Source organism: Candidatus Tisiphia endosymbiont of Myopa tessellatipennis (assembly GCF_964031105.1).
Lineage (GTDB): Bacteria > Pseudomonadota > Alphaproteobacteria > Rickettsiales > Rickettsiaceae > Tisiphia.
The window spans coordinates 797442-823997 of sequence record NZ_OZ035005.1 but is presented as its reverse complement, the minus strand read 5'-3'; the positions used below and the strand labels follow the sequence as shown (position 1 = coordinate 823997).

Annotated in this window: 27 protein-coding genes; 13 read left to right on the top strand and 14 right to left on the bottom strand. The window is 33.7% G+C overall.

Going from position 1 to position 26556, the window contains the following annotated elements:
• Positions 1–342 precede the first annotated feature (342 nt).
• Both gmk and AAHN03_RS04065 read right to left on the bottom strand, forming a co-directional pair.
• Entirely contained in the window at positions 343–972 is a 630-nt protein-coding gene (gene gmk, locus AAHN03_RS04070) for a guanylate kinase (RefSeq protein WP_342278233.1), read from the bottom strand.
• Positions 950–1144 carry a DUF465 domain-containing protein gene (locus AAHN03_RS04065; RefSeq protein ID WP_341762615.1) on the bottom strand — a complete coding sequence of 65 codons (195 nt, stop codon included), beginning with the start codon at positions 1142–1144 and terminating at the stop codon, positions 950–952. Before AAHN03_RS04065 ends, gmk begins: the two co-directional genes overlap by 23 nt.
• Positions 1145–1252: 108 nt before the next feature.
• On the opposite strand from AAHN03_RS04065, the gene AAHN03_RS04060 reads away from it, so the two are divergent.
• Both AAHN03_RS04060 and AAHN03_RS04055 read left to right on the top strand, forming a co-directional pair.
• Positions 1253–1840: a UbiX family flavin prenyltransferase gene (locus AAHN03_RS04060; protein ID WP_342279177.1), complete on the top strand. Its 588-nt coding sequence runs from the start codon at positions 1253–1255 to the stop codon at positions 1838–1840.
• Positions 1841–1899: 59 nt separating this feature from the next.
• Positions 1900–2505, top strand: coding sequence for a carbonic anhydrase (locus tag AAHN03_RS04055; protein ID WP_342278232.1), 606 nt, complete (start codon positions 1900–1902; stop codon positions 2503–2505).
• 347 nt (positions 2506–2852) lie between these two features.
• Here the strand turns inward: AAHN03_RS04055 and groL are convergent, their stop codons facing one another.
• Together groL and AAHN03_RS04040 are read right to left on the bottom strand one after the other, a co-directional pair.
• Complete coding sequence (gene groL / locus AAHN03_RS04045; RefSeq protein ID WP_341761683.1) at positions 2853–4508, bottom strand: chaperonin GroEL; 1656 nt, start codon at positions 4506–4508, stop codon at positions 2853–2855.
• A gap of 30 nt (positions 4509–4538) precedes the next feature.
• Positions 4539–4826, bottom strand: a complete 288-nt coding sequence (locus AAHN03_RS04040) for a co-chaperone GroES (protein ID WP_341762618.1) — start codon at positions 4824–4826, stop codon at positions 4539–4541.
• A 646-nt stretch (positions 4827–5472) separates the two neighbouring features.
• Here AAHN03_RS04040 and AAHN03_RS04035 point away from each other — a divergent pair.
• The 3 genes from AAHN03_RS04035 (at position 5473) to AAHN03_RS04025 (ending at position 7467) form a co-directional block, all read left to right on the top strand.
• The gene (locus AAHN03_RS04035) at positions 5473–5916 is read left to right on the top strand and encodes a hypothetical protein (protein WP_342278231.1); all 444 of its coding nucleotides are present in this window, start codon (positions 5473–5475) and stop codon (positions 5914–5916) included.
• Positions 5917–6098: 182 nt separating this feature from the next.
• Positions 6099–6260: a hypothetical protein gene (locus AAHN03_RS04030; protein WP_341761148.1), complete on the top strand. Its 162-nt coding sequence runs from the start codon at positions 6099–6101 to the stop codon at positions 6258–6260.
• A 145-nt stretch (positions 6261–6405) separates the two neighbouring features.
• Positions 6406–7467, top strand: coding sequence for an IS110 family transposase (locus AAHN03_RS04025; RefSeq protein WP_342278230.1), 1062 nt, complete (start codon positions 6406–6408; stop codon positions 7465–7467).
• A 757-nt stretch (positions 7468–8224) separates the two neighbouring features.
• On the opposite strand, the gene AAHN03_RS04020 is transcribed toward AAHN03_RS04025, so the two are convergent.
• Complete coding sequence (locus AAHN03_RS04020; RefSeq protein ID WP_342278229.1) at positions 8225–9079, bottom strand: hypothetical protein; 855 nt, start codon at positions 9077–9079, stop codon at positions 8225–8227.
• 421 nt (positions 9080–9500) lie between these two features.
• Positions 9501–11189, bottom strand: a complete 1689-nt coding sequence (locus AAHN03_RS04015) for a peptidylprolyl isomerase (protein ID WP_342278228.1) — start codon at positions 11187–11189, stop codon at positions 9501–9503.
• A 90-nt stretch (positions 11190–11279) separates the two neighbouring features.
• On the opposite strand from AAHN03_RS04015, the gene AAHN03_RS04010 reads away from it, so the two are divergent.
• From AAHN03_RS04010 to kdsA, 3 genes are read left to right on the top strand one after another with little or no spacing between them, the layout of a single operon-like run.
• Positions 11280–12020, top strand: coding sequence for a triose-phosphate isomerase family protein (locus AAHN03_RS04010; protein WP_342278227.1), 741 nt, complete (start codon positions 11280–11282; stop codon positions 12018–12020).
• On the top strand, positions 12017–12322 hold the full coding sequence (gene secG / locus AAHN03_RS04005; protein WP_341755495.1) for a preprotein translocase subunit SecG: 306 nt from the start codon (positions 12017–12019) through the stop codon (positions 12320–12322). The genes AAHN03_RS04010 and secG overlap by 4 nt, the downstream gene beginning before the upstream one ends.
• A 17-nt stretch (positions 12323–12339) precedes the next feature.
• Positions 12340–13173 (top strand): 3-deoxy-8-phosphooctulonate synthase, encoded by an 834-nt coding sequence (gene kdsA, locus AAHN03_RS04000; RefSeq protein WP_342278226.1) that lies wholly within the window; start codon positions 12340–12342, stop codon positions 13171–13173.
• A 743-nt stretch (positions 13174–13916) separates the two neighbouring features.
• Here the strand turns inward: kdsA and AAHN03_RS03995 are convergent.
• Positions 13917–14978: an IS110 family transposase gene (locus AAHN03_RS03995; RefSeq protein WP_342278225.1), complete on the bottom strand. Its 1062-nt coding sequence runs from the start codon at positions 14976–14978 to the stop codon at positions 13917–13919.
• A 113-nt stretch (positions 14979–15091) separates the two neighbouring features.
• The gene (locus tag AAHN03_RS03990; RefSeq protein WP_342278224.1) at positions 15092–15286 is read right to left on the bottom strand and encodes a hypothetical protein; all 195 of its coding nucleotides are present in this window, start codon (positions 15284–15286) and stop codon (positions 15092–15094) included.
• A gap of 275 nt (positions 15287–15561) precedes the next feature.
• On the opposite strand from AAHN03_RS03990, the gene AAHN03_RS03985 reads away from it, so the two are divergent.
• Positions 15562–16311 carry an HD domain-containing protein gene (locus AAHN03_RS03985; protein WP_342278223.1) on the top strand — a complete coding sequence of 250 codons (750 nt, stop codon included), beginning with the start codon at positions 15562–15564 and terminating at the stop codon, positions 16309–16311.
• Here AAHN03_RS03985 and AAHN03_RS03980 read toward each other — a convergent pair.
• Together AAHN03_RS03980 and AAHN03_RS03975 are read right to left on the bottom strand one after the other, a co-directional pair.
• A complete protein-coding gene (locus AAHN03_RS03980; protein ID WP_342278222.1) occupies positions 16229–17539 on the bottom strand; it encodes an MFS transporter in 1311 nt (436 codons plus the stop codon). The genes AAHN03_RS03985 and AAHN03_RS03980 overlap by 83 nt on opposite strands.
• A gap of 41 nt (positions 17540–17580) precedes the next feature.
• Complete coding sequence (locus tag AAHN03_RS03975; protein ID WP_342278221.1) at positions 17581–18390, bottom strand: class I SAM-dependent methyltransferase; 810 nt, start codon at positions 18388–18390, stop codon at positions 17581–17583.
• Between the two features lie 238 nt (positions 18391–18628).
• Here AAHN03_RS03975 and ffh point away from each other — a divergent pair, with 238 nt between their 5' ends.
• Both ffh and AAHN03_RS03965 read left to right on the top strand, forming a co-directional pair.
• The gene (ffh, locus tag AAHN03_RS03970) at positions 18629–19981 is read left to right on the top strand and encodes a signal recognition particle protein (RefSeq protein WP_342278220.1); all 1353 of its coding nucleotides are present in this window, start codon (positions 18629–18631) and stop codon (positions 19979–19981) included.
• A 29-nt stretch (positions 19982–20010) separates the two neighbouring features.
• Complete coding sequence (locus tag AAHN03_RS03965) at positions 20011–21075, top strand: hypothetical protein (protein WP_342278219.1); 1065 nt, start codon at positions 20011–20013, stop codon at positions 21073–21075.
• Between the two features lie 5 nt (positions 21076–21080).
• On the opposite strand, the gene AAHN03_RS03960 is transcribed toward AAHN03_RS03965, so the two are convergent.
• From AAHN03_RS03960 to rpmI, 4 genes are all read right to left on the bottom strand, one after another.
• Positions 21081–21833: a hypothetical protein gene (locus tag AAHN03_RS03960; protein WP_342278218.1), complete on the bottom strand. Its 753-nt coding sequence runs from the start codon at positions 21831–21833 to the stop codon at positions 21081–21083.
• A gap of 16 nt (positions 21834–21849) precedes the next feature.
• Positions 21850–22374: a hypothetical protein gene (locus AAHN03_RS03955; RefSeq protein ID WP_342278217.1), complete on the bottom strand. Its 525-nt coding sequence runs from the start codon at positions 22372–22374 to the stop codon at positions 21850–21852.
• Between the two features lie 578 nt (positions 22375–22952).
• A complete protein-coding gene (rplT, locus tag AAHN03_RS03950; RefSeq protein ID WP_341747957.1) occupies positions 22953–23309 on the bottom strand; it encodes a 50S ribosomal protein L20 in 357 nt (118 codons plus the stop codon).
• 27 nt (positions 23310–23336) lie between these two features.
• Positions 23337–23540: a 50S ribosomal protein L35 gene (rpmI, locus tag AAHN03_RS03945; protein ID WP_341747956.1), complete on the bottom strand. Its 204-nt coding sequence runs from the start codon at positions 23538–23540 to the stop codon at positions 23337–23339.
• Between the two features lie 436 nt (positions 23541–23976).
• On the opposite strand from rpmI, the gene AAHN03_RS03940 reads away from it, so the two are divergent.
• Together AAHN03_RS03940 and AAHN03_RS03935 are read left to right on the top strand one after the other, a co-directional pair.
• The gene (locus AAHN03_RS03940) at positions 23977–24921 is read left to right on the top strand and encodes an IS110 family transposase (RefSeq protein ID WP_342278216.1); all 945 of its coding nucleotides are present in this window, start codon (positions 23977–23979) and stop codon (positions 24919–24921) included.
• A gap of 326 nt (positions 24922–25247) precedes the next feature.
• Positions 25248–26489 carry an MFS transporter gene (locus tag AAHN03_RS03935; RefSeq protein ID WP_342279175.1) on the top strand — a complete coding sequence of 414 codons (1242 nt, stop codon included), beginning with the start codon at positions 25248–25250 and terminating at the stop codon, positions 26487–26489.
• The last annotated feature ends 67 nt before the right edge of the window (positions 26490–26556 follow it).

The window sequence follows — 26556 nt, the reverse complement described above, 5'->3', positions numbered from 1 at the left end:
ATTCAGGAGGATTTGGTGCTAGGAGCGATGGAGCGACGCCTATATGTAATAGGCGAGCGACGAGTGACGACGTCACCAACTTCTCATCAATTGACTATAACTCTATAAATATTTGTGGGTAATAGTAAACTCTACTGTCTAGAATAACGTCCATAACTGTCGAAAGTTAAGAAATCGTCATTGCGATGAGCTTTGTAAGCCCTAAACCGTCTATTAGCGAGGAGTCGCTGTAAGCGACGACGTGGCAATCTTGTGAAGAAGAGTTTACTTCATAAGATCGCCACGGCGTCTATCAACGCCTCGCGATGACGATTTTTAACTTTCAACAGTTATGGGATAACATCAGAGTTGGTCATGCCAATCATTATAAAACTTGCCTAAATCAAGTCTTATTCTTTTCGATCGCTCAGCAGTGATTATAGAATATATTGTTTCAAGAGTGGTATCAAAATCATCGTTAATAACCACGTAATCATATTGTTTGGCATAATACACTTCTTTAGTAGCCAATTTCATACGCAACTTTATTGATTCTTTACTATCTTGCCCTCTATTTTTAATTCGTTGTTGCAAAATACTAGGACTCGGTGGCAAAATAAAAATTGTAATTACATTTGGCAAGGTTTTTTTTATTAGCTTTGTACCTTGCCAATCTATATCAAACAAAACATCTAACCCTTGACTTAGTAAGTCTTCTACAACTTTTTTAGGTGTTCCATAATAATTATTGTAAATATTTGCATATTCAAGAAATGCATCTTGCTCAATTAATTTATTAAATTCCTCTTTGGTCTTGAAATAGTAACTTACTCCATCAACTTCATCTGTTCTTGACCTTCTAGTAGTTGCAGAAACGGACAATCTAAGATTACTATCAATTTTTAAAACTGCTCTAGCTAAGCTAGATTTACCAGTAGCCGAGGGCGAAGACAAAATAATAGCTAATCCTTTACTTCTGAGAGATAGTAGCATTCTTGGTGAAACCTTTATATAGCAATAGAATTTTATCTTTTAATATTAATTTTTGTTTCTTTAACTGCCTGACTTTAGTATTATCTTGCAAATGCAAAAATCCGGTATTTATTAGTCTTTCTAAATCATTATGTTTTTTTTGTAAACTTTGTATGTGGCTCATGAGACTCATTTGCAAACTCCATAATCAGTTAAAATCTTGGTTTTTTAGCTTGGTTTTTTGTAAACCAAGCATCATTTTAATATAAGCAAACACACTTTGAAAGGAAAAAATATAGCTATGACTAGCGATAATAAAAAAAAATTGCTTGTGGCAATCTCTGGAGCTTCTGGAGCAATATATGGTATAAGGTTACTTGAAATTCTGAGGCAGATAAATATTGAGAGTCATCTAATTATTTCAAAATCTGCTCATCTTACCATATTACATGAGACGAATTATTCCATAGAACAAGTAAAATATCTAGCAGATTACTGTTACAATCTTTCTGATATTGGTGCTAGGGTTGCTTGCGGTGCTTTTAGGACATTTGGCATGATAATAGCCCCATGTAGCATGAGAACTCTTGCATCAATTGCTGGCAGTATTGAGAATAATTTAATCAGTAGAGCAGCAGGGGTTACACTAAAAGAACGAAGAAAACTGGTGTTGATGATAAGAGAGACTCCTTTACATCTAGGTCATTTAGAAAATATGTTAAAAGTAACGAATTATGGTGGGATAATTGCACCTCCAGTACCTGCTTTTTATAGTTTACCTAAAACCTTGGATGACATGATAAATTATTCAATTTCGCGGGTTCTTGATATTTTTGATATTAATACTGATTTAATAAAACGTTGGGATGGTATGCCTACAAAAATTTAAAATCTATTAGTGCTTGAAAAATATCTGCTATAATTGCAGTGACGTCTTGAGGGTCATATATGCAACAAAGTTTTAAAAAAATACTAAAAGGCTATCAGCTATTTAGAAAAAAATATGCTTATGGTAATAAATCTATTATGCAGAGTCTATCCCGGGATGGTCAACAACCAAAGATTATGGTGGTTGCTTGTTGTGATGCACGAGTAGATCCGGCATTAATAGTACAATGTGATCCAGGGGATTTATTTGTTGTACGTAATGTAGCAAATATTGTGCCTCCTTACGAAAAAGATGGATCTCATCATGGCACAAGTGCTGCCTTAGAGTTTGGAATATGCTTTTTGAAAGTTGAACACTTAATTATATTAGGACATAGCCAATGTGGAGGAATTCAAGAATTATTAAATAGTGACGATAGAGTGCAAAATGATTTTATAACCAACTGGGTCTCTCTGATAAAAACACCTAATTTTAGACATCATAATGCTGATGATTATACAAAATTAGCACTTAAACAATCACATCAAAATTGTATGACGTTTCCATGGATTAATGAACTAGTGACCAAGAAAGAGCTAACTATTCATTTATGGTTTTTTGATATAAAAACTGGGCAAATTTTTACTTATTCTGATAAGCAACAAACATATCTACCCCTTGCTTAGGTTCTTGAGCATACTCAGGTATACTCAGGTAGAACTTCAAGAATTAAGCTTTCCGCAACCTAAAGATCGAATGCAGTCATGTATCCGGCTTATAGCAAAGTAAATTTTATTAGACTTCTTTCGAAACTCTACTTCTGCTGGTGATTTGTACGTCGATGCGGTACTCGAATCCTCACGTACATTAGAGTACGCTGCGGTTCGAGGTGAAGCGTCTCCTTCACACCCTTGCGCATAAGCGAGTTTCGAAAGAAGTCTAATGCATTTTTCCTTGTATTAAAGCCAATTCAGGATAAGAATTAACTAATTCTTATCCCGAATTGGGGTTTATTCGTATGAAGAAATGAGCGTTAGAAGTCCATACCGCCCATGCCGCCCATACCACCACCCATGCCACCACGTGGCATAGCAGGTTCATCTTTATCAGTTGGTTCATCAATAATAAATGCTTCAGTAGTAATAATCAAAGAAGCAACTGATGCTGCATCTTGCAAAGCTGTACGTACAACTTTTGTTGGATCGATAATACCAGCCTTAATCATATCAACATAAGTCATATCTTGAGCATTGAAGCCAAAATGTTTGTCTTTACTATCATTAAGTTTTCCAACTACAATAGCTCCTTCCACACCAGCATTTTCTGCGATTTGTTTTACTGGAGCTTGCAATGCCTTCTTAACTATGTTAATACCAGCCTGTTGATCTTCGTTAGTATTTTTTAACGATTCTAAAGCTTTTGCTGCATAGAAAAGAGTGACCCCACCCCCTGCAACAACACCTTCTTCTACTGCAGCTCTAGTAGCATGCAGGGCATCCTCGACACGATCTTTCCTTTCTTTTACTTCAACTTCGGTAGTACCACCAACTTTTAAGACAGCTACACCACCAGCAAGTTTAGCCAAACGCTCTTGTAATTTTTCTTTATCGTACTCTGAAGTAGATTCATCAATTTGTTTACGAATTTGTGAACAACGAGTAGCGATATCCGCCTTACTGCCAACACCATCAATTATGACAGTATTTTCTTTAGAGATGGTAACTTTTTTAGCAGTACCCAACATTTTGATATTAACATTCTCAAGCTTCATACCAAGATCTTCGCTGATAAGCTGACCATTGGTTAAAATAGATATATCTTCCATCATGAGTTTTTTTCTATCTCCAAAGCCAGGAGCTTTAACTGCCGCAACTTTTAACCCACCACGTAATTTATTTACTACTAGAGTAGCCAGTGCTTCTCCTTCTACATCTTCAGCGATTATAAGTAAAGGACGTCCTGATTGCATTACCGCTTCAAGTACTGGTAACATTTGTTGTAAATTTGATAATTTCTTTTCAAATAGTAAGATAAAAGGATTTTCCAATTCTGCTACCATCTTTTCAGAATTAGTAACAAAATATGGTGATAGATAACCTCTATCAAACATCATACCTTCAACTACATCTACTTCGAAACTAAAATTCTTGGCTTCTTCGACGGTAATTACTCCCTCTTTGCCTACTTTTTCCATAGCCATGGCAATTTTTTCACCAATTTCTTTATCACCATTTGACGAAATAGTACCAACTTGAGCAATCTCCTCTTGGCTACTGATCTTTTTACTTGCTTTCCTAATTTCTTCAACTACTAGGTTAACCGCTGAGTCTATACCGCGTTTTATATCCATAGGATTAAAACCGGCTGCTACGGCTTTATTGCCTTCTCTTGCTATTGCTTGAGTTAGCACAGTTGCGGTAGTTGTTCCATCACCAGCAACATCAGATGTTTTGCTAGCCACAGATTTCACTAATTGAGCTCCCAAATTCTGAGCTTTGTCTTTTAGTTCAATGGCTTTTGCAACAGTTACACCGTCTTTGGTTAGCCTTGGTGCCCCGAATGATTGTTCAATTGCAACATTTCTACCTTTTGGACCTAATGTTACTTTTACGGTATCAGCTAAAATATCAATACCTTTTAGCATTTGTTCACGTGCATGTAAGCCGTGTTTTATTAATTTTGCTGCCATATATATATTCTCCTTACAATAAATAAATTATTAACCAATTATGCCCATGACATCACTTTCTTTCATAATGACCAAATCTAAACCATCAACTTTTACTTCAGTGCCAGCCCATTTGCCATAAAGTACTTTATCTCCTACTTTTATTTCTAATGGATGGACAGTACCATTCTCACTTTTTGTTCCCTTACCTACAGCTACTACTTCACCTTGTATTGGTTTTTCCTTTGCTGTATCAGGAATAATAATTCCTCCACTTGTTTTTTCTTCTTGTTGAATTGGTTTTACCGCAATTCTATCGTGCAATGGTCTAAAAGACATTCTTACCTCCATAGATTTAATACTTAATAATGTGTATTCTATATATGCTTGATTTTATAACAGTTCAAGGGGTAAAAAGAAAAATTTTTAAGAATAATTGCTGTGAGCAAATTGTGTGTAATACTCGATAATCAAGTTTTTCCTTAACCGTCATAGCAAGGCTCTTTAGATGCCGTGGCGATCTAGGTAAACAGCGAAGCTGTTTTTTTAGAGTAACGCTTCGCGTATACTGGATTGCCGCGTCGCCGCTTTTTCGCGGCTTCTCGCTAATAGACGTATTTTTTAATAATTCTAAAAAACTTGATTATCGAGTAATACCTTTTTTATCCTCGCATAAGTTTTTCTATTATTGACTTTATAGGAGTATAGTTTAAAATTAAAAGTGAAGTAACTGCAAAGTTCCTTTGGGGTGTAGTAACCCTTAACTTAAGATGGTAGTCATCAGCCAAAAATGATGTTCCTCGATCTCATGGTCGGGGAGATGCTAGCTATGTTCAGGGCTTAAGGTTTATACCTTAAGCCTAAAGGCTATCGTAACTGTTCTTAAGCGGTTTTACTAACTCCCCGATCGCCAAAGTAATCTCTCAAGGTTCTTTGGTGGTTAAAACTTAATAACTTTAAGTTTAATCATAAAGGGGATACTGCCATGACATACACAACAACTTTACCTTCTGAAGCAATCATCTTTTTTGATCCAGTTTATGAGCATCCTAAGGATCTAAAACTTAGAGATGATGTCATTACTACCAGCCAACAAGAAGGACTAACAGTAGTAAAAATTATCGAATCTAAAGGACCTTATGACCACAGTACTTTTGGCAAATTAATCCGCCAAGTAATGAGATGCAATAATAAGCCTGTCACCATCCTAATTAACGAAAATCTACGGCATACAACAATTAACACTCTACTTTGGTCTGTACTTGGTACTTTGTCATCTGCCGGCCTAATTACCGTTACTACTTACGAAAGATCCTATAAAAAAGTACCCTTGAAAAAAGTAAATATAGAGGATGATTATTTTTTATACGTGGCTGCTACTTATTGTAAAAACCATTATAAATTTGCTAATGAACTATTAAATATTTAATACAGATGAATAATATACTACTCGTAAATGAAGAGTTGATATACGATAGAATCAAAATCCTGATAGTAGCAAGAGTCAAAGGGTCTAGGTGCTAGGCGTACATATAGTACGTGGCTACCTACGAATACGTCTATAAAAGGCGTCTATAAAACGTCATTGCGACTCATCTTCGAGACAAAAAAGTGCTTAAAACGTCTAAAGAATCAGGTTTGCAGTGGTTTTGGCATGAAGTTTGCAGTCATGTAAACATCACTTTTCTACTTGACATACTAAAAATTAGTCAACATAATGCTTCTTATGTGTATTACCATTGTTTTGTTTCAAATAAAAACTCTTGTCATTAAAGTACACTTTTATCAGTATTTCTTTATTATAAAATTCCACAGGTGAAAAAATAATGGTATGGACCTCCTGATATACAGAATGAAAAGCAGTTGCTAATCTTCTAAAGTTAATATTAAATATTAAAATAACAATCAGGAGGCTAAGATGGAAGTTACCACAATTGGTATAGATATTGCAAAAAGAATTTTCCAAATTCATGGTGTAGATAAAAATGGTAAGACGGTATTAAAGAAAAAATTAATGAGAGATCAAGTTTTAACATTTATGGCTAATTTACCAAAATGTTTGGTAGGGATGGAAGCTTGCGGCGGAGCTAGTTACTGGGCAAGAGAAATAACTAAATTGGGGCATACAGTAAAACTAATGGCAGCACAATTTGTCAAACCGTATGTTAAAACTAATAAAAATGATCAAGCTGATGCAGAAGCTATATGTGAAGCGGTAACAAGACCAAATATGAGGTTTGTACCAATTAGAACTGTAGAACAACAAGATATTTTATCAATTCATCGAGTAAGAGAGAGATTGGTAAAAAATCGTACTGCCCTTGCTAATGAAATTAGGGGTCTACTACATGAATTTGGTTTTATTATTCCTCAAGGGATCAATAAGGTTATGACAAAATTAACCGAGATTTCAGATGAAGGAAATTTAAGCCAGCTGGGTTATCAAACATTTAGTGAACTGAAAGAGGAATTTTTGGATAATGACAAAAAAATAAAAGAGATAGAAAAAAGATTAAAAATAATAGCTAGCAACTTAACTCAATATCAACGATTAACAGCTATACCTAGTCTTGGTTTAATTACTGCTACTGCTTTAATAGCATCAATAGGTAATGCTACAAGTTTTGAGAATGGTAGGCAATTATCGGCATGGTTTGGATTAGTGCCAAGGCAGCATTCCAGTGGAGGGAAAGATAAGTTGCTTGGAATTAGCAAGCGAGGTGATGTTTACTTGCGTACTCTATTGATCCAAGGAGCTAGAGCTGTACTAAATGCCAAGATAAGATTTACATCGGAAGAACAAAAATCTAAAAAAGATTTTAGCAAATTTACGCAGTGGATGTTTAATTTATCTGAGCGAAATGGACATAATAAAACAGTAGTTGCTGTAGCTAATAAACTGGCAAGAGTGGTGTTTGCAGTACTAAGGTCAGGGGATGATTATGTAGAGAGTAAAGTTTGTAGCACAAAGCTATTATAATTAACATAAAATAAAATAAATAGTGGTTTATTAATTAATAGGTAAACAAAGAATATGTAAGAGATTCCAACCCGGAATATGCGTGAGATAATAATATTGATGGTAAATAAGACAAACCTTAGCTTACAAAGAAACTGATGACTACAATGGCTCTTTGAAGCCGATAAAATGATAAGTATATAGTAAATTTGTAAGCCAGCGAATTCCATCAGGGCTGTAGGATAAATTACACATAATTTATTAACTATAAGCCGGATACATGTATGCATTTGCATTTTTGCTATTAGATGTTATTTTTTTCTTGCATTTTACAGGAGGTCCATACATGTAGTCAGTAACGAGAATTTAATTCTACACTCCACTCGTCGCATAATACTCACGTTCTATAGCATAATTTCTGCTCATATTTATCTCGAAGATGAGTTGCGAGGAGACCGTAGGTTCACAACTGTTGAAAGTTTACAAATACCTATATACTCGATGAAAATCAACAATTGCGTTGTCGTTGTCCAAGACCTGCGGTGCTCACGTACTAATGTACGCTGTGCTCCTCGGCTTGGACACTCCTAGCACTTGTTGATTTTGATCTTCGTCTACCAACTCTTCATTTACGAGCAGTATACCACAGCGTCTATTAGCGAGCGTAAGCGAAGCAATCTAGGAAACAATCTATAGATAAATGATGTTACTGGACAATGCTTCGCTAATAGACGGTTTTTTAACTTTCAACAATTGTGGTATAACCACAAAGCTGAGCTTAATTATAATGATCTGCCATACCTAAAAGGTGGTTATTCTCATCAGATTCTATTGACACATCATGCACTGTTTCAGTATATGAAGGCGGTGCTGAGGATAGTATTGGAGGTGGTGGTGCAAGTTTACGGACTTTTGGGTAAGAGTACATTGGGGATGTAGTTGTAATATTATTTTGAGGTAGTTGCAGGTATGGATGTTGATCAAGTGGTAGTACACTAGGTTGTGCAGAATCTGCTGCTGGATGGTTGTTATTAGTAACATACGTATTATTACAGTTACTTGATCCTTCAAGAGGAGTTGATAGGGGTAGTGCTGGAGCACTTGGTTCACGCTCACATTCAGCTTGATGTGCATCTAGTATTACTTTATATTCTTCCCGTTTAACTTCTAAATATTTATCCAAATTTTCAAAAAAAGTATTTTCTGTTATCCATATTCTACTTATCCATGGTGCACCCTTCTTAATTATATAGCTCAACCCAGCAATCTTCAGTGCTTCCTTAAAATCATGTTGGTCAATACATTTAAGTAACTTTCTAGCTTGAATTATTTCGTATATTTGGTCACTGCGTTCTTTAAACTTTTTACAATCAACTGTATTATACTTTGATAAGACAGATTGTTGACTATGCAGACCTTTTAAACTAGTTTTTAATCCCTGACTAGCTACTGATCTATCTTCCGTATTTTCTACAAAATTACAACATTTTTCCAAATCAGCAGCCTGCAATATCTCATGAACAGTACTATCAGTAGCAAACAACTTTATAGCTCGTTCTGTCTTATCAATTTTATTCTCAAGTAATTGTTTTGCGGTAGAAAGCCTTGCTAATAGCGTACGATCTTTTGACATAATAAACACATATTAAGATTATATTAATATGACATAATATAATCTTAATATATATTAATATGCAAGATTTAGTAACAATATGGTTAAAATTAGTTATATAAATTGTCATATTTATATCATAATAACTCACCTTATGCGTAACCCCCATGGCAATTTAAAAGTCATAGAAAAAACAGCCTAGCGCTATTAGCGAGAAGCCACTTTGTGGCGACGAAGCAATCCACAAAAAATATAATAAGTAATTTGGATTGCCGCGTCGCCACAAAGTGGCTCCTCGCAATGACGTTTAACTAAAAGTTGTATACATCTTACTAATTTTGTGTGCATCACCTAGCACTACGTGGTCTTGCTAATAGACTCTTGTACTTTTCTGCAATTTTTAAATGCTATACGTAAGGTGAATGATAACATACAATATAAATCACATACTCTTTTGTTTCATTTTATTTTTCTTAATGGCATAGCTAATCAGCTCATCAATAACATTGTTTCTTATGGCTACTGCAATATCTACTTCATTTTTTTTCTGAATTTCTTGCCTTTTCGTCTTATCAATTCTTTTTGATTTTACATAAGCAAAATACGCCTTATCTTTTGACTGAAAAACTGGAGTATTGGAATCAATGTTAGTATTAAAAATTGCTGATAGTAATTCTGCTGGTAATTGCTGATTATTGTGAACTTCATACCTAGAAAAAGTTGCAGCTTGGTTGGTAGTAATGTCTAGAGGTTTTTTACTTTTACCAAGTTTATATTCTTTAGCAAGACTCTCTATGTTTCCTAAATTTATCTTTCTAATATATTGCTTATACCATAGTTCGTATACTTGATCCTTGACTGCCGAGAATTCTTGTAGTTTACTTGGCTGAATAGATTTAATCTCAACCAATATAAAAGCTCCTTGATCAGTTATCTCCATTGGATATGATAATTCTCCTTCTGCAAGATCAAAAATACTGTCAGCATTTTGGCCAAGATCAACATACCATTCGCCTTTCAAATGTTGGCGTTGTGGCACGATGGGACTTCGCGTAGGAACAACGGTTTGACTACGCCTAGTCCGCTCACCACTCGCAGGCTTAGCCAAATCTTGAAATTCATCTTGTATATTATTAGTTAAATCCTTATAGCTTACAGAATCCAAATTTTGTATTGGTAATTCATATTTTCCAGCAATTTCTGTTAAACTTGAACCAGCTGCTACATCATCCTCTAAATTTTTTGCTAACAGTAGCTTCAGCTCTTCTATTTTTTGTTGTTGCAATAATTCATTAACCTGTTTTCGTACCTCGCTAAATTTTTTATTAGCAAATTCTTCTTGGTTATCCTGATAAAACTTCAATAATTCTTCATCGCTATTATGAATTTGCTTACCTAACACTTCACTTGATATTTTTACATAAGACAAGCTACGTTTTTCCGGTATTTCAAATAACTCTTGATTTTGCTTGTATAGTTCTTCTAACTCGACCGAAGTTGCATAAGTCATAAACGCACCTTTAGGCTGAGCTTTTAGGTCAATTTGTACAAGGTCGACCTCTCTTGTTTCAGCCATATAGTCTACGATATTTTTGACCATTATTTTTGGTGTTTGAAATGATTCTATAAAAATACTAATTAGAGTATTCTTTAAGGTATGTTCTTTTACGTCAGATACATAGTCCTCCTCATTAATATAAGAATTTTTTAAAAAACCTTTAAAGAGTGTTATGTCAAATAGACCTTGCTCATTCTTAAAATTAGCAGATTCTTTAATAAACTGAATCACAGTATCATCAGTTATATCTAGATTATAATAGTGTACTAAATAGTTCATAATACGATTATTGATAAGTTTTTTAATAATAAAATTATCAATATTCAACTGCTTTATATCTTCTTCACTAAGATGTGTTCCAGTTTGTTTTTGAATAACACGAATTTGTTCGGCTTTTGCTTTTAGAAAATCTTCTTCGCTAATAGTTTTTGCATCAGAAAATGTAATCAAATCAAAATTATTGGTAGTCTGTAATACATCTTTAATTCCCCATCCAACAAATGCAAAGGCAATCATTCCAAGTAAAACACGCATTACAAAACTATCAGCAGCGTTTCTAATATTATTTAACATAAATTATAAATTTTTCTCTTCAAGTTTTTGTAGTATACTAAAATAGTATAGTACAATAGTTCTGTACACTAATATCTGCAAGCGATTTTTATGAAAAAACTTATTATTGCTAACTGGAAAATGCATATAAGTTTAGATGATGCATTTAAATTTTGTGCTAGGCTGACAGAGCAGCAACATAACAACAAATTTATTATAGCTCCTCCTGCTCCCTATCTTGCTTATTTATCTGATAAATTCAAATCTATAGAGTTTTGTGGACAAAATGTCAGTCAATTTGAAGGACAAGGAAGTTATACGGGAGAATATTCAAGCCTGCTACTGAAACTAAGTGGTATTAATTACGCTATTGTTGGTCATAGTGAACGTAGAAGTCTCTTTCAAGAATCCAATGAATTAATCAGACAAAAAGCAGAAAATTGCTTAAACGCCAAGATTAGCCCTATTATTTGTATCGGAGAAGACCTAGCTACACGAAGAAATAATAATTATAAAAATTTTTTATTAAAACAATTAGTGGAATCCCTGCCAAATGATACAATAGGGGAGGGGATAGATGTGATAATAGCGTATGAGCCGATTTGGACTATAGGAACAGGCATTATTCCTAACCAAGAAGAATTAATAGAAATATTTGATGCCCTCAATTATTTTCTTCAGCAAAGCCAAGTTGCAAATAATGTTAGCTTAGTGTATGGTGGATCTGTAAATTTAGGTAATATAGAAAAAATATTAAGTGTACAGAATATTGATGGGGTTATGATTGGCAAATCTTCACTTGATTATCAAATTTTAGTTCAAATATTAAATTATAGGTTTTTTAAAAAATGATGAATATATTACTTTTTGTTCATATTGTAATAGCAATACTGCTAATTATCGTAATTCTGATGCAAAAGACTGGCAATGATGGGTTAAGTGGTATGAGCGGTGGTAGTGGTAATATGGGTGTTGTAACAGGCAGAACTGTAGCTAATTTCTTGACTAAAACCACGGTAGTGCTTGCCACCTTGTTTATAATTAATGCTATTATTCTTGCCAATCTGTCTTCTAAGAAAAACCTTGGGATAATTAAGAAAATTGAGCAAGTTGACGATAAACAAGAAGAGTCTAGCTTGCCAATTGCCAAGTAAAATTTAAGGACTAAGTTATGCAAAAAATAATTGATTTACATAATATCAAAATTGGTAATACCCTACCATTTGTGTTTATTGCTGGACCTTGTCAAATAGAAAATCTAGATCATGCATTATTTATGGCTGACAAGCTTGTGACCCTTACTGCTAAACTTAACATACCCTTTATCTATAAATCGTCATTCGATAAAGCCAATAGAACTTCAATAAATGGTATCCGGGGTAGCGGTCTTGAGAAAGGGCTGGAAATTTTATCTAAAGTAAAAACAGCCTTTAACTGCCCTATTCTTACTGACGTTCATACAGAGAATCAGTGTGCTAAAGTTGCTGAAATTATTGATATAATTCAAATCCCTGCCTTCTTATGTAGACAAACAGATTTGCTGCATGCTGCAGCTATGACTAATAAGGTTGTTAATGTTAAAAAAGGTCAGTTTCTTGCCCCTTGGGATATGAAGAATGTGTATGCTAAACTTGAAGCGTTTGGTGCAAAGAATATCATGCTTACCGAACGGGGTGCATGTTTTGGTTACAACACATTAGTATCGGATATGCGTAGTTTGCCAATTATGGCAGAAACTAAGACCCCTGTAATTTTTGACGCGACCCATTCAGTTCAGCAACCAGGTGGCATAGGCAACAGTAGTGGTGGCGAAAGAAAATATGTTGAAATATTAGCAAGGGCAGCTGTTAGCGTTGGAGTAGCAGGCATTTTTATGGAAGTTCACCAAGACCCAGATAATGCCCCAAGTGACGGACCTTGTATGATCAAGCTGGATGATTTAGAACCTATATTGGTTAGGTTAAAGAGCTATGATGAGCTAACTAAAGCAATATTTAAGATATAACATAACCTCAAGTATTTATGTAAGACATCGGTTTAATAGCCTAGGGTGTCCCTGCACCCATAGTATACTCAAATGATTTGAAGAATTGGATTTGAAAATGAATGGTGAGCAAGCGGAGCGTACATATAGTACGTGAGCATGCGAATCCATGATATTTTCAAAAAACAATTTTTCAAAGCAGAAGAGTATACCTACATTTTTCTATAATCGTCATAGCAAGGCTCTTTAGATGCTCTAGGTAAACAGCGAAGCTGTTTTTTTAGAGTAACGCTTCGCGTATCCTGGCACAACTGTTGAAAGTTAAAAAACCGTCATCGCGACTCATCTTCGAGATAAATATGAGCAGAAATTATGCTATAGAACGTGAGTATTATGCGACGAGTGGAGTGTAGAATTAAATTCTCGTTACTGACTACATGTATGAACCTCCTGTAAAATGCAAGAAAAAAATAACATCTAATAGCAAAAATGCAAATGCATACATGTATCCGGCTTATAGTTAATAAATTATGTGTAATTTATCCTACAGCCCTGATGGAATTCGCTGGCTTACAAATTTACTATATACTTATCATTTTATCGGCTTCAAAGAGCCATTGTAGTCATCAGTTTCTTTGTAAGCTAAGGTTTGTCTTATTTACCATCAATATTATTATCTCACGCATATTCCGGGTTGGAATCTCTTACATATTCTTTGTTTACCTATTAATTAATAAACCACTATTTATTTTATTTTATGTTAATTATAATAGCTTTGTGCTACAAACTTTACTCTCTACATAATCATCCCCTGACCTTAGTACTGCAAACACCACTCTTGCCAGTTTATTAGCTACAGCAACTACTGTTTTATTATGTCCATTTCGCTCAGATAAATTAAACATCCACTGCGTAAATTTGCTAAAATCTTTTTTAGATTTTTGTTCTTCCGATGTAAATCTTATCTTGGCATTTAGTACAGCTCTAGCTCCTTGGATCAATAGAGTACGCAAGTAAACATCACCTCGCTTGCTAATTCCAAGCAACTTATCTTTCCCTCCACTGGAATGCTGCCTTGGCACTAATCCAAACCATGCCGATAATTGCCTACCATTCTCAAAACTTGTAGCATTACCTATTGATGCTATTAAAGCAGTAGCAGTAATTAAACCAAGACCAAGTATAGCTGTTAATCGTTGATATTGAGTTAAGTTGCTAGCTATTATTTTTAATCTTTTTTCTATCTCTTTTATTTTTTTGTCATTATCCAAAAATTCCTCTTTCAGTTCACTAAATGTTTGATAACCCAGCTGGCTTAAATTTCCTTCATCTGAAATCTCGGTTAATTTTGTCATAACCTTATTGATCCCTTGAGGAATAATAAAACCAAATTCATGTAGTAGACCCCTAATTTCATTAGCAAGGGCAGTACGATTTTTTACCAATCTCTCTCTTACTCGATGAATTGATAAAATATCTTGTTGTTCTACAGTTCTAATTGGTACAAACCTCATATTTGGTCTTGTTACCGCTTCACATATAGCTTCTGCATCAGCTTGATCATTTTTATTAGTTTTAACATACGGTTTGACAAATTGTGCTGCCATTAGTTTTACTGTATGCCCCAATTTAGTTATTTCTCTTGCCCAGTAACTAGCTCCGCCGCAAGCTTCCATCCCTACCAAACATTTTGGTAAATTAGCCATAAATGTTAAAACTTGATCTCTCATTAATTTTTTCTTTAATACCGTCTTACCATTTTTATCTACACCATGAATTTGGAAAATTCTTTTTGCAATATCTATACCAATTGTGGTAACTTCCATCTTAGCCTCCTGATTGTTATTTTAATATTTAATATTAACTTTAGAAGATTAGCAACTGCTTTTCATTCTGTATATCAGGAGGTCCATACCATTATTTTTTCACCTGTGGAATTTTATAATAAAGAAATACTGATAAAAGTGTACTTATAATGACAAGAGTTTTTATTTGAAACAAAACAATGGTAATACACATAAGAAGCATTATGTTGACTAATTTTTAGTATGTCAAGTAGAAAAGTGATGTTTACATGACTGCAAACTTCATGCCAAAACCACTGCAAACCTGATTCTTTAGACGTTTTAAGCACTTTTTTGTCTCGAAGATGAGTCGCAATGACGATTTTTTAACTTTCAACAGTTGTGCGTATCCTAGATTGCCGCGTCGCCGCTTTTTCGCGACTCCTCGCTAATAGACGCTCGGAAGACCTCTTAACAGCAGCAGCATAAAAAATGGTACTATGCTGTAATTTATACAACAAGATTAGAAGATATTGCATCTTTTTAAAAATAAAAAATAGTAAATGCTTTAAACAGTCGAAATTTTAGTTTAAAATGACTTTAGAATTAAAATATTGTGGTTCTTATGGAAAATATTAACTATTGGGATAATTCAAGATACCAGTATTGTACATATGCTGAGAGGTTGCTTAATGAATTAATTTTGCTAAATGAAAAAGTAAAGCAACCAATAGACATTGATGAAGTAAAAAAAGGCATCTACTATGCTAAAAAATATCATGGTAGTCAAATGAGGCAGTCCGGCGAGCCATATTACTCACACCCAATAGAGGTGGCTTATATGGTTGCCCAGTATACAGCCCTAGAAATTCCACGATTGTTTAGGACGGACATGATAGTTACCGCATTACTACACGACACCATCGAGGATACAACACTTACCGAAAAGATGATTGCCTATATTTTTGGCAGCAAGGTTGCTAGTCAAGTAGAAGATTTGACTAGGGTTAAACCTAGTGGCAAGATTAGCTCGGCGGCAACACTAGATTTATTAATTCAACAAAAAAAATATAATGTAGCATTGATTAAAATTTTTGATCGGATTCATAATTTAGAAACTGTTGGTGTAAAATCTCCTGAAAAAATTAAGAAGATTATAGAGGAAACAATAATACATTTTGTAACTTTAGCTATGCATTTAAAAATACCAACAATAACAAAACAAATTATTGAACTATGCTGTCAACATTTATCTATTAAACATCCTTTATTGAAACAATGGAAAATTATGGTTAAAGATGATTTTCAGTTTCCCGAGACAACTTCTCAAAATGAAGTAGCCCAAATATATAACCAATACTTACTGGGATCATAATAAATAATAATCCTGGATAGCCAAAATATGTTGTTAAATAAATTAATCCAAAAGAACAAACAATAAAGACACCAGCCCGAGAAAAAGCATATATTAAACCGCTACATGTAAAACGTTTAAAGATAGGAAGGGCTTTAAGAATGATAGGAACAGCTGGTATAGTAGTTGGAGAAAAGACAACAATAAAACTATGAATTAATAACATATTAAATGAGTTAGTGACATTTTTCAGTAAAAATGGAAAAATAAATAACTTTACTTTTAGTAATTTTAATGGATGTATTTTGTAACTTAGCCAAGCTAACATGCACCAAGGAAAAATTTGTATTATTGAGAGCATTAAATTTTGATGAATCACTTGTTCTGTACTAAAACAGAAAGAATTTTTTAGAATAGTACCACAAAAAAAATACGCAATGTAGAAATTTAATGGCCAAGAGCAATCTAATAAGAAATAAGCACAGGCTGTTTTCTTATTCACCTTTTCATTAACAATGGGGTTATTATTTAATTTTTTAATATCCATATTAGCTTTTTCAAATACCCTTTTTAACTGAAGTTTTGCATCAGCAAATTCCGGAGTTTCTATTAAAATTCTTCTAGCAGTTCCTCCAATTATGGCTATTATTGTTCCAAACCAAAAAGCTATCCGCCAATTTACATTTCCTAAAGTTGCAAAACTTGCAACAATTAAGGCAATTGTTGTGCCTAAAAGCCCCATTACTTCAATAGTTGCTACAGCGGGATATTGAGCAGGCGGTTTCGTCATTTCTGTGACGTAAACCTCCGCACCAACTATTTTCCCAATAGAAGAGAGCCCCTGCATAACACGACATATAACCATACATACAGAAGCAGTATAACCCCATTGAGCGTAAGTTGGGAGATTAGCCATAGTGAAGCAACAGGCAGCCATAATACAAGTAGTTATAATGAAAGTTGATTTACTCCCTATATTGTCTCCTATATATCCAAATATTAATGCTCCTATAGGTCTAAGCACATATGATGAACAAAAAGCAGCTGCTGCGAGCAAAGTGGCAGTACTAGGATCTGTTTTTGGGAAAAATATCTCATTAAGGAATGTAGCCATGTGTACGTAAAGCATAAAATCAAAAAATTCTAAAAATGTGCCAATGGACAGCAATCCAACTGCTTCTTTCTGTTCTCTTGTTAAACTTCTTTGTTCTTGCTGATACTCTAACATATATTTGTATTTGCCTCGCATTTGCGTTCATTGAAATATATTTATGAGGGAGTAAATTATGCTTATTGGAGTTTTCTCCCCCAAGATTGAAACACCCCACCTGCACTTTGTATAATCGTCTTATCTTGAATAATCTGATCCATTTCTTTTAGCATCTTTTCTATTTCTAAATTATCGATCAATTTATGCTTAATAAAATGTTCTTTTTCTTCTAACAGAGATAATTTTAATAATAATTTTTCTTCAGCCCCATTAAAAACTGGTTGATGAAAATCAAATTTTACATCTGTTAATTGAAGACTACACAAAGTATTAAATAGCTTTCTACCATAAGAATAATCTACACTAAGTCTTTTTTCAATTTTATGTAATAATTCTTTATATTGTTCTATTGAACGAGCATATGGATAATTAAATATGGCTTTATAATCATGCTCTTCACATGCAATAGTTCCGCCTAGCTTTAATAAACTTAACATATTATTTAAGGCTTTTTGAGGATGTGTTAGATGTATGAGTACAAACCTACAATATACGAGATCATATTGCTCATTACCCTGATAATCTTGTATATCTGCAACTTGGTATTCAACAATATCGATGTTTTTACTACTTAACTTACTTTTAGTAAGCTCTATCTGTTTCTGGCTTATATCTAGGCATAATAGTTTGCCATCTTGTCCAATTTTCTGATATATTACATCAATAGACTCCCCCGATCCACAACCAATAATCGCTACTTTCATACTAGGGCGAAGTTCTAACCTGTCTAATAGAATATTAGTATATTTACCATATATTTTATTCAGAATACTAAGCCTATAATCCGTTTCATTGCCAGTTGCCAAAATATAGCTATTCTTTTTTACCATTATATTTTATATATCTATTTTTTAGTAAAAATATTGCTGATTTGGTTTATTGATTAGCAAGAGAAAATAATATAGAAAATTGAAATAATAAATTCTTGGTTGTAATAATATCACTAGTTCTAAATAGAATCTGAAAATTTTATTTCACAAATTAATTACTATTTTTTTTGCTAATATGCTTAGTGATTATTAGTAAATATGCTACAATGCGGTGAATTCAAGTAATTTATTACATTTTATGTTTCAAACATTAACTCAAAATCTAACGAAAATTTTTGATCGTATCAAAAGAAGTGGTACTTTATCGGAGTCCCAAATAAACGATACTATGCGTGATATTAGGATTGCCCTTCTTGAAGCAGATGTTGCACTACCGGTAGTTAAGGATTTTATTGCTGAAGTAACATTAAAAGCTACAGGGCAGGAAGTCATAAAATCAGTAGCCCCAGGGCAGATGATAGTAAAGATTGTCCATAATGAGTTAATCAATATATTATCCTCGTCTCTAGATGAAAGTAGTTTACAGCTTAAATCTGAACCGCCGGTAAATATTTTAATGGTTGGTCTGCAAGGTAGTGGAAAAACTACAGCAAGTGCCAAATTAGCACTTAGGCTAAAAAATCAAAATAAAAAGGTACTTTTAGTCTCTCTTGATATTTATAGACCAGGTGCTCAAGAACAGTTAACTATCCTTGGTAAATCTATAGGGGTAGATTGTTTAACTATTGTCCCCAACCATACTCCTATAGATATTACGAAAAGAGCTTTACACGAGTCAAAATTATCTGCCTATGACGTCGTTATTTATGATACAGCAGGTAGGTCGCAAATCGATGATGAAATGATGAAAGAAGCATCAAATATAAAAAATTTAATAGATCCAAAAGAGATAATTTTGGTGGTTGATGCAATGACTGGGCAAGATTCGGTGCTTATAGCCAGCAATTTTGATCAAAAATTAGGGATTACCGGCGTAATTTTATCCTGTATTGATGGCGATGCCAAAGGTGGGGCGGCTCTAAGCATTAAACATGTTACCAAGAAACCTATTAAGTTCTTAAGCGCTGGCGAGAAATTGACAACTCTAGAATTATTTGACCCAGAACGCATAGCTTCAAGAATATTAGATATGGGAGATATCATCTCCTTCGTTGAAAAAGCAGCAAGCATAATAGACAATCAAGAGACAGAAAGAGCGACTGCTAGACTTAAAAAGGGTAAATTTGATTTGGAAGATTATCTAACGCAAATGAGGAGTATAAAGAAACTAGGTGGATTCAGCAGTATGATGAGTATGTTGCCTGGTATTAATAAAATTATCGATAAAGTCGATCAATCGAAATTAAGTGGCAAATTAATAGACCACCAAGAAGCAATAATTTTATCTATGACCCAAAAAGAACGAAAAAACCCAGATTTGCTAAATGCCTCACGTCGAAAACGTATCGCTGAAGGCTCTGGAACATCAGTCCAAAAAGTGAATAGTCTATTGAAGCAATTTAAACAAATAAGTGGTTTCATGAAAAAGGCAAGCAATATGAATCCCAAAAGCCTAATGCGTAGTGGTATAGGCAACTTATTTAAATTATGATAACCTGAATTAGCATAACTGGAGATTAAATGCTTAGCAAGGTATATAACGATCTTATTTTACAGATTAAAGCTAATAAATATGATTTTCTAAGGTTTGATCTGATTAAGCAAGATGCCATAAAGGATCTCGCAGCTCAGCTTGCTTTAAAATATGATATTGTGGTAGTTATAGGTTTTGGTGCGTCTTCTCTAAATGTTAGAGCATTATTAAGTATAAAGGCAGTAGCTACTAAAAGGCTAATATATCTTGATAGTTTAGATCAGTTGGAAATTGATGAGAAACTTGCATTAGTTGATTTAAGTAAAGTCGTCTTTTTCTCATTGAGTAAATCTGGGAACACAAATGAAACCTATTTATTAACTAAGTATGTTTTAGAAGTTTTACACGTTCCCCCTCAAAATATTTATGTAATAGTACCGTTTAGTAATAATTTATTACGTAATTTAGCAGAGTCTTTTGGTACAAATTGTCTAGAACATGATAACATTCGTAGTGGAAGATTTGGCGTAATTTCTAATGCATCTTTGCTCCCAACCGCAGTTGCAGGAGTTGATGTACATAAAGTCGTACTAGCTGCTTCAAAAAAAATATCAGATATTATTCTTGATGGATTTAATATTTGTGAGATAGCGGAGTATTACCTTAATCAATATTCTTTAAATAGACATATGTTAGTTATGTTTAATTATTGTTATCAATTAGATGGTCTATGTAGATGGCAACAACAGATTATAGCTGAATCACTTGGTAAGAATGGTTTTGGTATAACTCCTATAATAGCAAAAGGAACATTTGATCAACACAGTCAATTGCAGCTTTATTTAGAAGGTCCGGATGATAAATTTTATCAAGTTATTACTAACAAAGCAAACTCAGATATTGAAAGAGTTCTATCTACTCATGCTAATAATATATATAATGCATTAGGTCAAGTCAAACGACCAGTAATGCTAGAGAATTTTGTACATATCGATGAACAGGTAATTGTAGATCAAATTATTCACGTAATGTTGAGTACTATCCTAATTGCAAATCACCTAAAAATCGATCCATTCAACCAGCCATCTGTGGATGAATATAAGAAGGTATAACAAACCTATTTCGCATCAGGAAGATCTGCAAGTGCTGAATTAAACAATATAGAAAGATTTTTCTTATCCACTTTGTCATTATCAGAAAAACTAGCAATAGTGGTGTCAATCATATCACTAGACAGTCCTACCGAGTGTGTCCATAGTACCCTACCAGTTGGTACATCAAGAATAGCTAATCTAACTCGCGAAAATTCTGATGGGTCTAAATTGACTCTACCAGTTATACATCCCTTCAAAATCTCTGTACAAAAATCCTTAGTTACTGCACTAGATGTTTTACTCTCCGCATAGAAATTCATTACAACTAATAAATCAGCTCCAGCTTTCTCACCAAGATCAACTGCAGAAGAAATTTTTTCATCAATAGAATATGCCGCATCCTCTTTCCAAGCTCCACTAGCATAGAGTATATTTAGAGTTTCATCAAAATTATCCTTAATGTCAACGACGTATTTTGACAGTTTGTTAGTACCAATTTCTGTTCTAGAGAAAAGTTTAATATTATACCCTTTGTCCTGCATTTTGGTTATGAATGTATCTACAATATTTTCTTCAAGGCGATCCTCATAACTATAAACTCTCGTTTTTTTGTTAAAAGCATCAATTTGATTTACTTCAACTATTGGTGGTAAAAGCAAAACAATTTTGGACTTAGTTAGTGATTGCGAATAATCAGGTGCAGATCTAACAAAAGTCGTCTTAGTACAAGCCGATGTAGAAAAAAACAGTAAAATTATAAAGAAAATTCTGACCATTAACTATGTATTTTTATTAATTTTTATATGTAGCTGGAATGATTCTAGATCTCTTCTCAGAAAGAATAACTAGAACATCTTGCCCCTCATTTATCACAGGATTAGTTTTATCTTCTCTAGCCTGCACAATGGTGATAATACCTGTTGCACGTACAGCTGCTATAGCATTTCTTAGAAGTCTGCTACCTTCGTAATAATCGTCTTTCAAATTCGATCTATTAACCTGTACGATATATTCTGTACCTTTTGATGCCCCCAAAGCAGATTGCATTATTGCACCAGTAACACCTCCAACAATAGCACCACCAACAATTATAGCCGCGTTATTAGTTCCGCTAGCAGCAACCGCCCCACCAGCGACAGCACCAGTTAGACCACCAACTGCATTATCACCAAGTCTTTCATCCTCCGTGATTTTGATATCTCTTTTGGCAAGAAGCTTTCCTTCCAATACAATATTTAATGTTGAATCACTAGTATATGTATTTGCCGCAAGATTCCGACCACAACTAGAAATAGTAGAAGCAATTATAAGAATCATAAAATTATTATTTTTATATTGCTAATAAAATTTAAGAATGAATTAATAAGTAAGATTATACTAAATGTACAAAGATACATGCAATAAATTACTATCTCCAGTTGCCAATTAAACTGAATAATTTTTGAGGAATTTTTAGGAAAAATGTAGCTGAATACCGCAAGCAGTACGCAGATGTATGTGAGAAACGGAAGCAAATTTTGACGACAAAATTATCACAAAGAATCCGTTCACAACACTATCATTACTTTGATGACAAAACTACTTCTAAGTTGTATTTCTAAATTGCACGCAACAATAGACCTCTTATAGAATCCTCTTCTGCGGAATTTGCAGGAGAGCCGAAACCTTAACCCGCAAGCAGTATAACAAATATACGTGAGGATTTGAGTCTAATCCCAACGCCCAAATTACCAGCAAAAGTAGAATGATCCAAGAGGTTTAATACCATTTCCCAAAATTAAATTGCTACTCGGAGTACGAGTGTCGGCTACCTTCGCGTACAACTAGTATGTGAGGAGCGGAGATCATGAAGTACGACGACGTGATGATTAATTTTCGGAAATGGTATAATAAGTCTATTGCAGATGAGTCTTTACCTGCACCACTATATCTGCAAAACCTTGTGGGTTGTTAACTGCCAATTCAGCTAGCACCTTGCGATCGATATCTATGGCAGCTTTTTTCAGCCCACCCATAAACTGTGAATATACTAAATCATGCTCGCGTACTGCTGCATTGATTCTTTGTATCCAAAGCCCTCTAAAATCACGCTTACGATTTCTACGATCTCTATAAGCATATTGTAGAGCTTTTTCAACTTTTTCAATTGCTACCCTAAAGCAATTATTCGATCTTCCCCTATAACCTTTAGCAAGTTTGAGAATTTTTTTATGACGATTTTTTGAAACTTTTCCTGATTTTACTCGTGACATATCTCACCTATTTCCTTATTTAAATTATTAAATTCCATATGGAAGAAAGAATTTTTTCAAGTTCTTTGCATCTTGATCGCAGAGAATTGTTGTTCCTCTAAGGTTACGAAGCTGAGATTTTGTACGACGTCGCATAAAGTGCTTTTTTCCAGCTTGAGTGGCACAGACTTTGCCAGTAGCAGTAAGCTTAAAGCGCTTTTTTACCGCTGATTTTGTTTTTAATTTAGGCATTATAATTCCTTTATTTGGTATTTTAAGATCAGTCTAGCAAAAACTAGGCATACCAAAGCCACGTTGCTAATAGACGTAAGTATAATATTTTTAAGCATTATTGCAAGTCAATTTTGCAAATATTTTGGCAGGGCAGTTTAAAAGTCCTAACTAATGATAGAAAAGTTTGTTTTTTTAAAATGCATAAATGTCTATTAGAGAGGAGCCACAAAGCGGCGACGTGGCAATCCAAAAGTTGCAGTGGCAAAAAATAAAACAGCGAGCTTATATCTTAAAAACATGTTATAAGTAGTTGTAAGAGGGTGACTTGAAGCAATCTAGACTGAAATAGTCGTGAACAGAATAAGTACCCTCTATCGTTAAGTTTGCTTTGAACAAATTGCAGAAGGTACTGCAGTACAGTAGCCTTGCACAATAAGATGAAGGAGATTATACTATGAAAAAAATAATAGGTCTAGATGTAAGTAAAAAATGGCTTGATGTATGTATATATATTTCAAACAGTAAACCGGAATATCATCGTTTTGCAAATGATAATTTAGGTCATGAAGAGCTTATAAAATTAACAAAAGAGCAAAAAATTGAGCTAATAGTGTGCGAACCCACAGGAGGCTACGAGGATGAAATTTGCCAAAAATTATATAGTAATGAGCAACGGATTCATAAGGTAAATACCTATAGTTTTAATTCATTTAGTAAGTCAGTAAATTTTTGTAAAACGGACAAGCAAGATGCTTTTAAATTAGCGTATTACGGTGATAAGATGCAACTTACAGCAAATTATATACATCAAATTGAATCAGAAAATTTGAAGAGATATCAGCAAAGACGGGAAGATTTAGTATTGATGCTTAGTAATGAAAAAAAGAGGTTGCATAATAGTGTCGATGGTATTGACAAAGAAAGCATAGAAACATTGATGGGATGCTTACAAAAGGAAATATCTAAAATTGATGATAAATTAAATGAGATAATAGATGGATCAGAAGAACTACAAGAAAAAACAAAAATATTAGAAACTGTACCTGGCATTGGCAAATGTCTAGCTAGTAAATTAATTAGTTTTTTACCTGAGTTGGGAAATAAAAATTATAGCGGCAACGAATTATCAGCTATGGTTGGAATAGCGCCATATGCTCGAGATAGTGGTAATAAACAAGGTCGAAGATTCATTAGAGGAGGCAGAAAGATACCACGAGATGCACTATATATGGCAGTACTAACAGGTAAAAATGGCTTTCAATATTTAAAAGCTTTATATGACAGACTTATTAATAATTTTAAACCTAAAAAAGTTGCGACAGTAGCTTGTATGCGTAAATTACTGGAAGTTTGCCATAAGCTTATTCAACAAAAACGTGTATTTGTTGTTAATCAATAATATTTTTTATTTATATAAAATACAGATAAAAAATATTTAATTTTTTTAAAAAGATAATTGCTGTTTATTTGGATCGCCACGCCACTTTGTGGCTCGCGATGACAACTATTTATTTCTATAATTTAGTATTTTCTATCATTAGTTGGGATTTTTAAACTGCCCTGCATGAGGTTAGCATATTAACTATATGAAATTATTAAAAAAGCTGTATTACTAAATAAATATACGTAATACACGAATTCGGGATAAGAATTAACTAATTCTTATCCCGAATTGGGGTGTAATGTCTAGATAATTGTTTGAAAAGATGGATATCACTCCTGAATATGCTAACTAATCATACACGTTCTTATTTTATTTGCTTATTCTTGCTAGGAATAGTTGCAGGGGTAAATTTTTCTTTAGTATCATTTACTATTCATTACCAATTATCACAGGCGGGATATTCAACTGATATTATTGGTGCAATGTTTCTAACATCTATTCCATATTGCTTAAAACCAATATGGGCACCGTTTATTGATAAATATTCTATACCTGTTATATGTCGAAAATTTGGTCAACGTCGTGGATGGACACTAGTTACCCAAGCATGTTTATTAGTCACTATTAGTGGGTTTTTAATTATAGATCCCCCTGTTAACATAATTATTACCGCAATTTTAATTTTTATTATTTCCTGTTGTGCAGCAACTCAAGATGTTGTCTTAGATGCATACCGTATAGAACGGACTACAAAAAAAGAAGATCTCTCAATTGCCACAACTTTTAATTCAACTGGTTTTCGCATAGGAATACTTATTAATAGTACAGGGGCGTTGTATTTATCTTGCCTCTTTAATTGGTACTTTGTATATCTATGTATCTTTCTTATAACAATGGCTGCACCTATAATAACCTTATATATGCAAGAACCTATTACAAAAAAAACTCAACACATCTCTACTGATTTAATTTCACCTGCACAATATTTTCAAGTCATTGGTGATAGCTTACTATTGTTAAAACGAAATCATCCTAACTGGATGTTCATTATACTGTTTGTCTTTCTATATAAAGCAAGCGACTCAATTCCTATGGCAATGAGTTCGCCAGTGTTTATTGACTTGTCTTTTACCTCTCAAGAAATTGCTTCTATTTCAAAAGCATATGGATTCATGCTAATGATCTCTGGAGGAGTCATTAGCGGCATTTTAACTGCAAAAATAGGAATATCCCGAAGCATCCTAATATGTGGTAGTCTACAATTACTGTCACCCTTAATGTTTGTGTTCTTATCTATGGTAGGTCATGATATGCTTATATTTACTATAACAATTACTGTACAGAATTTTTGTTGCGGGCTTGGTAATACAGCGATTCTTATTTATTTTTCTAGTTTATGTAGTAGCGAATTGATAGCCACACAATACTCAATTATATCTTCTTTTGGCTCCTTCGTCCGGATTATTTTATCCTTTTTATCTGGTATTTGTGCAAATTATATGGACTGGCCTCAACTTTTTTTATTGACTACGTTATTTAGCATGTTATTTGTACCAGCCTTTTTAAGGATACGTAAGATTTAATAGATTTGATACTTTACTATGCTATACTGTCTATGATTTCAAGAGTTGACAAATTCTTATCCCAAAT

What these genes read in the sequence shown, in the direction of transcription:
- AAHN03_RS04015 (WP_342278228.1), bottom strand. Translation starts at nt 11,189, where the DNA reads ATGTTAAATAATATTAGAAACGCTGCTGATAGTTTTGTAATGCGTGTT.
- AAHN03_RS03980 (WP_342278222.1), bottom strand. Translation starts at nt 17,539, where the DNA reads ATGCGAGGCAAATACAAATATATGTTAGAGTATCAGCAAGAACAAAGA.
- rplT (WP_341747957.1), bottom strand. Translation starts at nt 23,309, where the DNA reads ATGTCACGAGTAAAATCAGGAAAAGTTTCAAAAAATCGTCATAAAAAA.
- AAHN03_RS03955 (WP_342278217.1), bottom strand. Translation starts at nt 22,374, where the DNA reads ATGATTCTTATAATTGCTTCTACTATTTCTAGTTGTGGTCGGAATCTT.
- rpmI (WP_341747956.1), bottom strand. Translation starts at nt 23,540, where the DNA reads ATGCCTAAATTAAAAACAAAATCAGCGGTAAAAAAGCGCTTTAAGCTT.
- groL (WP_341761683.1), bottom strand. Translation starts at nt 4,508, where the DNA reads ATGGCAGCAAAATTAATAAAACACGGCTTACATGCACGTGAACAAATG.
- AAHN03_RS04060 (WP_342279177.1), top strand. Translation starts at nt 1,253, where the DNA reads ATGACTAGCGATAATAAAAAAAAATTGCTTGTGGCAATCTCTGGAGCT.
- AAHN03_RS04020 (WP_342278229.1), bottom strand. Translation starts at nt 9,079, where the DNA reads ATGTCAAAAGATCGTACGCTATTAGCAAGGCTTTCTACCGCAAAACAA.
- AAHN03_RS04065 (WP_341762615.1), bottom strand. Translation starts at nt 1,144, where the DNA reads ATGAGTCTCATGAGCCACATACAAAGTTTACAAAAAAAACATAATGAT.
- AAHN03_RS03965 (WP_342278219.1), top strand. Translation starts at nt 20,011, where the DNA reads ATGCTTAGCAAGGTATATAACGATCTTATTTTACAGATTAAAGCTAAT.
- AAHN03_RS04035 (WP_342278231.1), top strand. Translation starts at nt 5,473, where the DNA reads ATGACATACACAACAACTTTACCTTCTGAAGCAATCATCTTTTTTGAT.
- secG (WP_341755495.1), top strand. Translation starts at nt 12,017, where the DNA reads ATGATGAATATATTACTTTTTGTTCATATTGTAATAGCAATACTGCTA.
- ffh (WP_342278220.1), top strand. Translation starts at nt 18,629, where the DNA reads ATGTTTCAAACATTAACTCAAAATCTAACGAAAATTTTTGATCGTATC.
- AAHN03_RS04040 (WP_341762618.1), bottom strand. Translation starts at nt 4,826, where the DNA reads ATGTCTTTTAGACCATTGCACGATAGAATTGCGGTAAAACCAATTCAA.
- kdsA (WP_342278226.1), top strand. Translation starts at nt 12,340, where the DNA reads ATGCAAAAAATAATTGATTTACATAATATCAAAATTGGTAATACCCTA.
- AAHN03_RS03995 (WP_342278225.1), bottom strand. Translation starts at nt 14,978, where the DNA reads ATGGAAGTTACCACAATTGGTATAGATATTGCAAAAAGAATTTTCCAA.
- AAHN03_RS03935 (WP_342279175.1), top strand. Translation starts at nt 25,248, where the DNA reads ATGCTAACTAATCATACACGTTCTTATTTTATTTGCTTATTCTTGCTA.
- AAHN03_RS04055 (WP_342278232.1), top strand. Translation starts at nt 1,900, where the DNA reads ATGCAACAAAGTTTTAAAAAAATACTAAAAGGCTATCAGCTATTTAGA.
- AAHN03_RS03940 (WP_342278216.1), top strand. Translation starts at nt 23,977, where the DNA reads ATGAAAAAAATAATAGGTCTAGATGTAAGTAAAAAATGGCTTGATGTA.
- AAHN03_RS04010 (WP_342278227.1), top strand. Translation starts at nt 11,280, where the DNA reads ATGAAAAAACTTATTATTGCTAACTGGAAAATGCATATAAGTTTAGAT.
- AAHN03_RS03960 (WP_342278218.1), bottom strand. Translation starts at nt 21,833, where the DNA reads ATGGTCAGAATTTTCTTTATAATTTTACTGTTTTTTTCTACATCGGCT.
- AAHN03_RS03975 (WP_342278221.1), bottom strand. Translation starts at nt 18,390, where the DNA reads ATGGTAAAAAAGAATAGCTATATTTTGGCAACTGGCAATGAAACGGAT.
- gmk (WP_342278233.1), bottom strand. Translation starts at nt 972, where the DNA reads ATGCTACTATCTCTCAGAAGTAAAGGATTAGCTATTATTTTGTCTTCG.
- AAHN03_RS03985 (WP_342278223.1), top strand. Translation starts at nt 15,562, where the DNA reads ATGGAAAATATTAACTATTGGGATAATTCAAGATACCAGTATTGTACA.
- AAHN03_RS04025 (WP_342278230.1), top strand. Translation starts at nt 6,406, where the DNA reads ATGGAAGTTACCACAATTGGTATAGATATTGCAAAAAGAATTTTCCAA.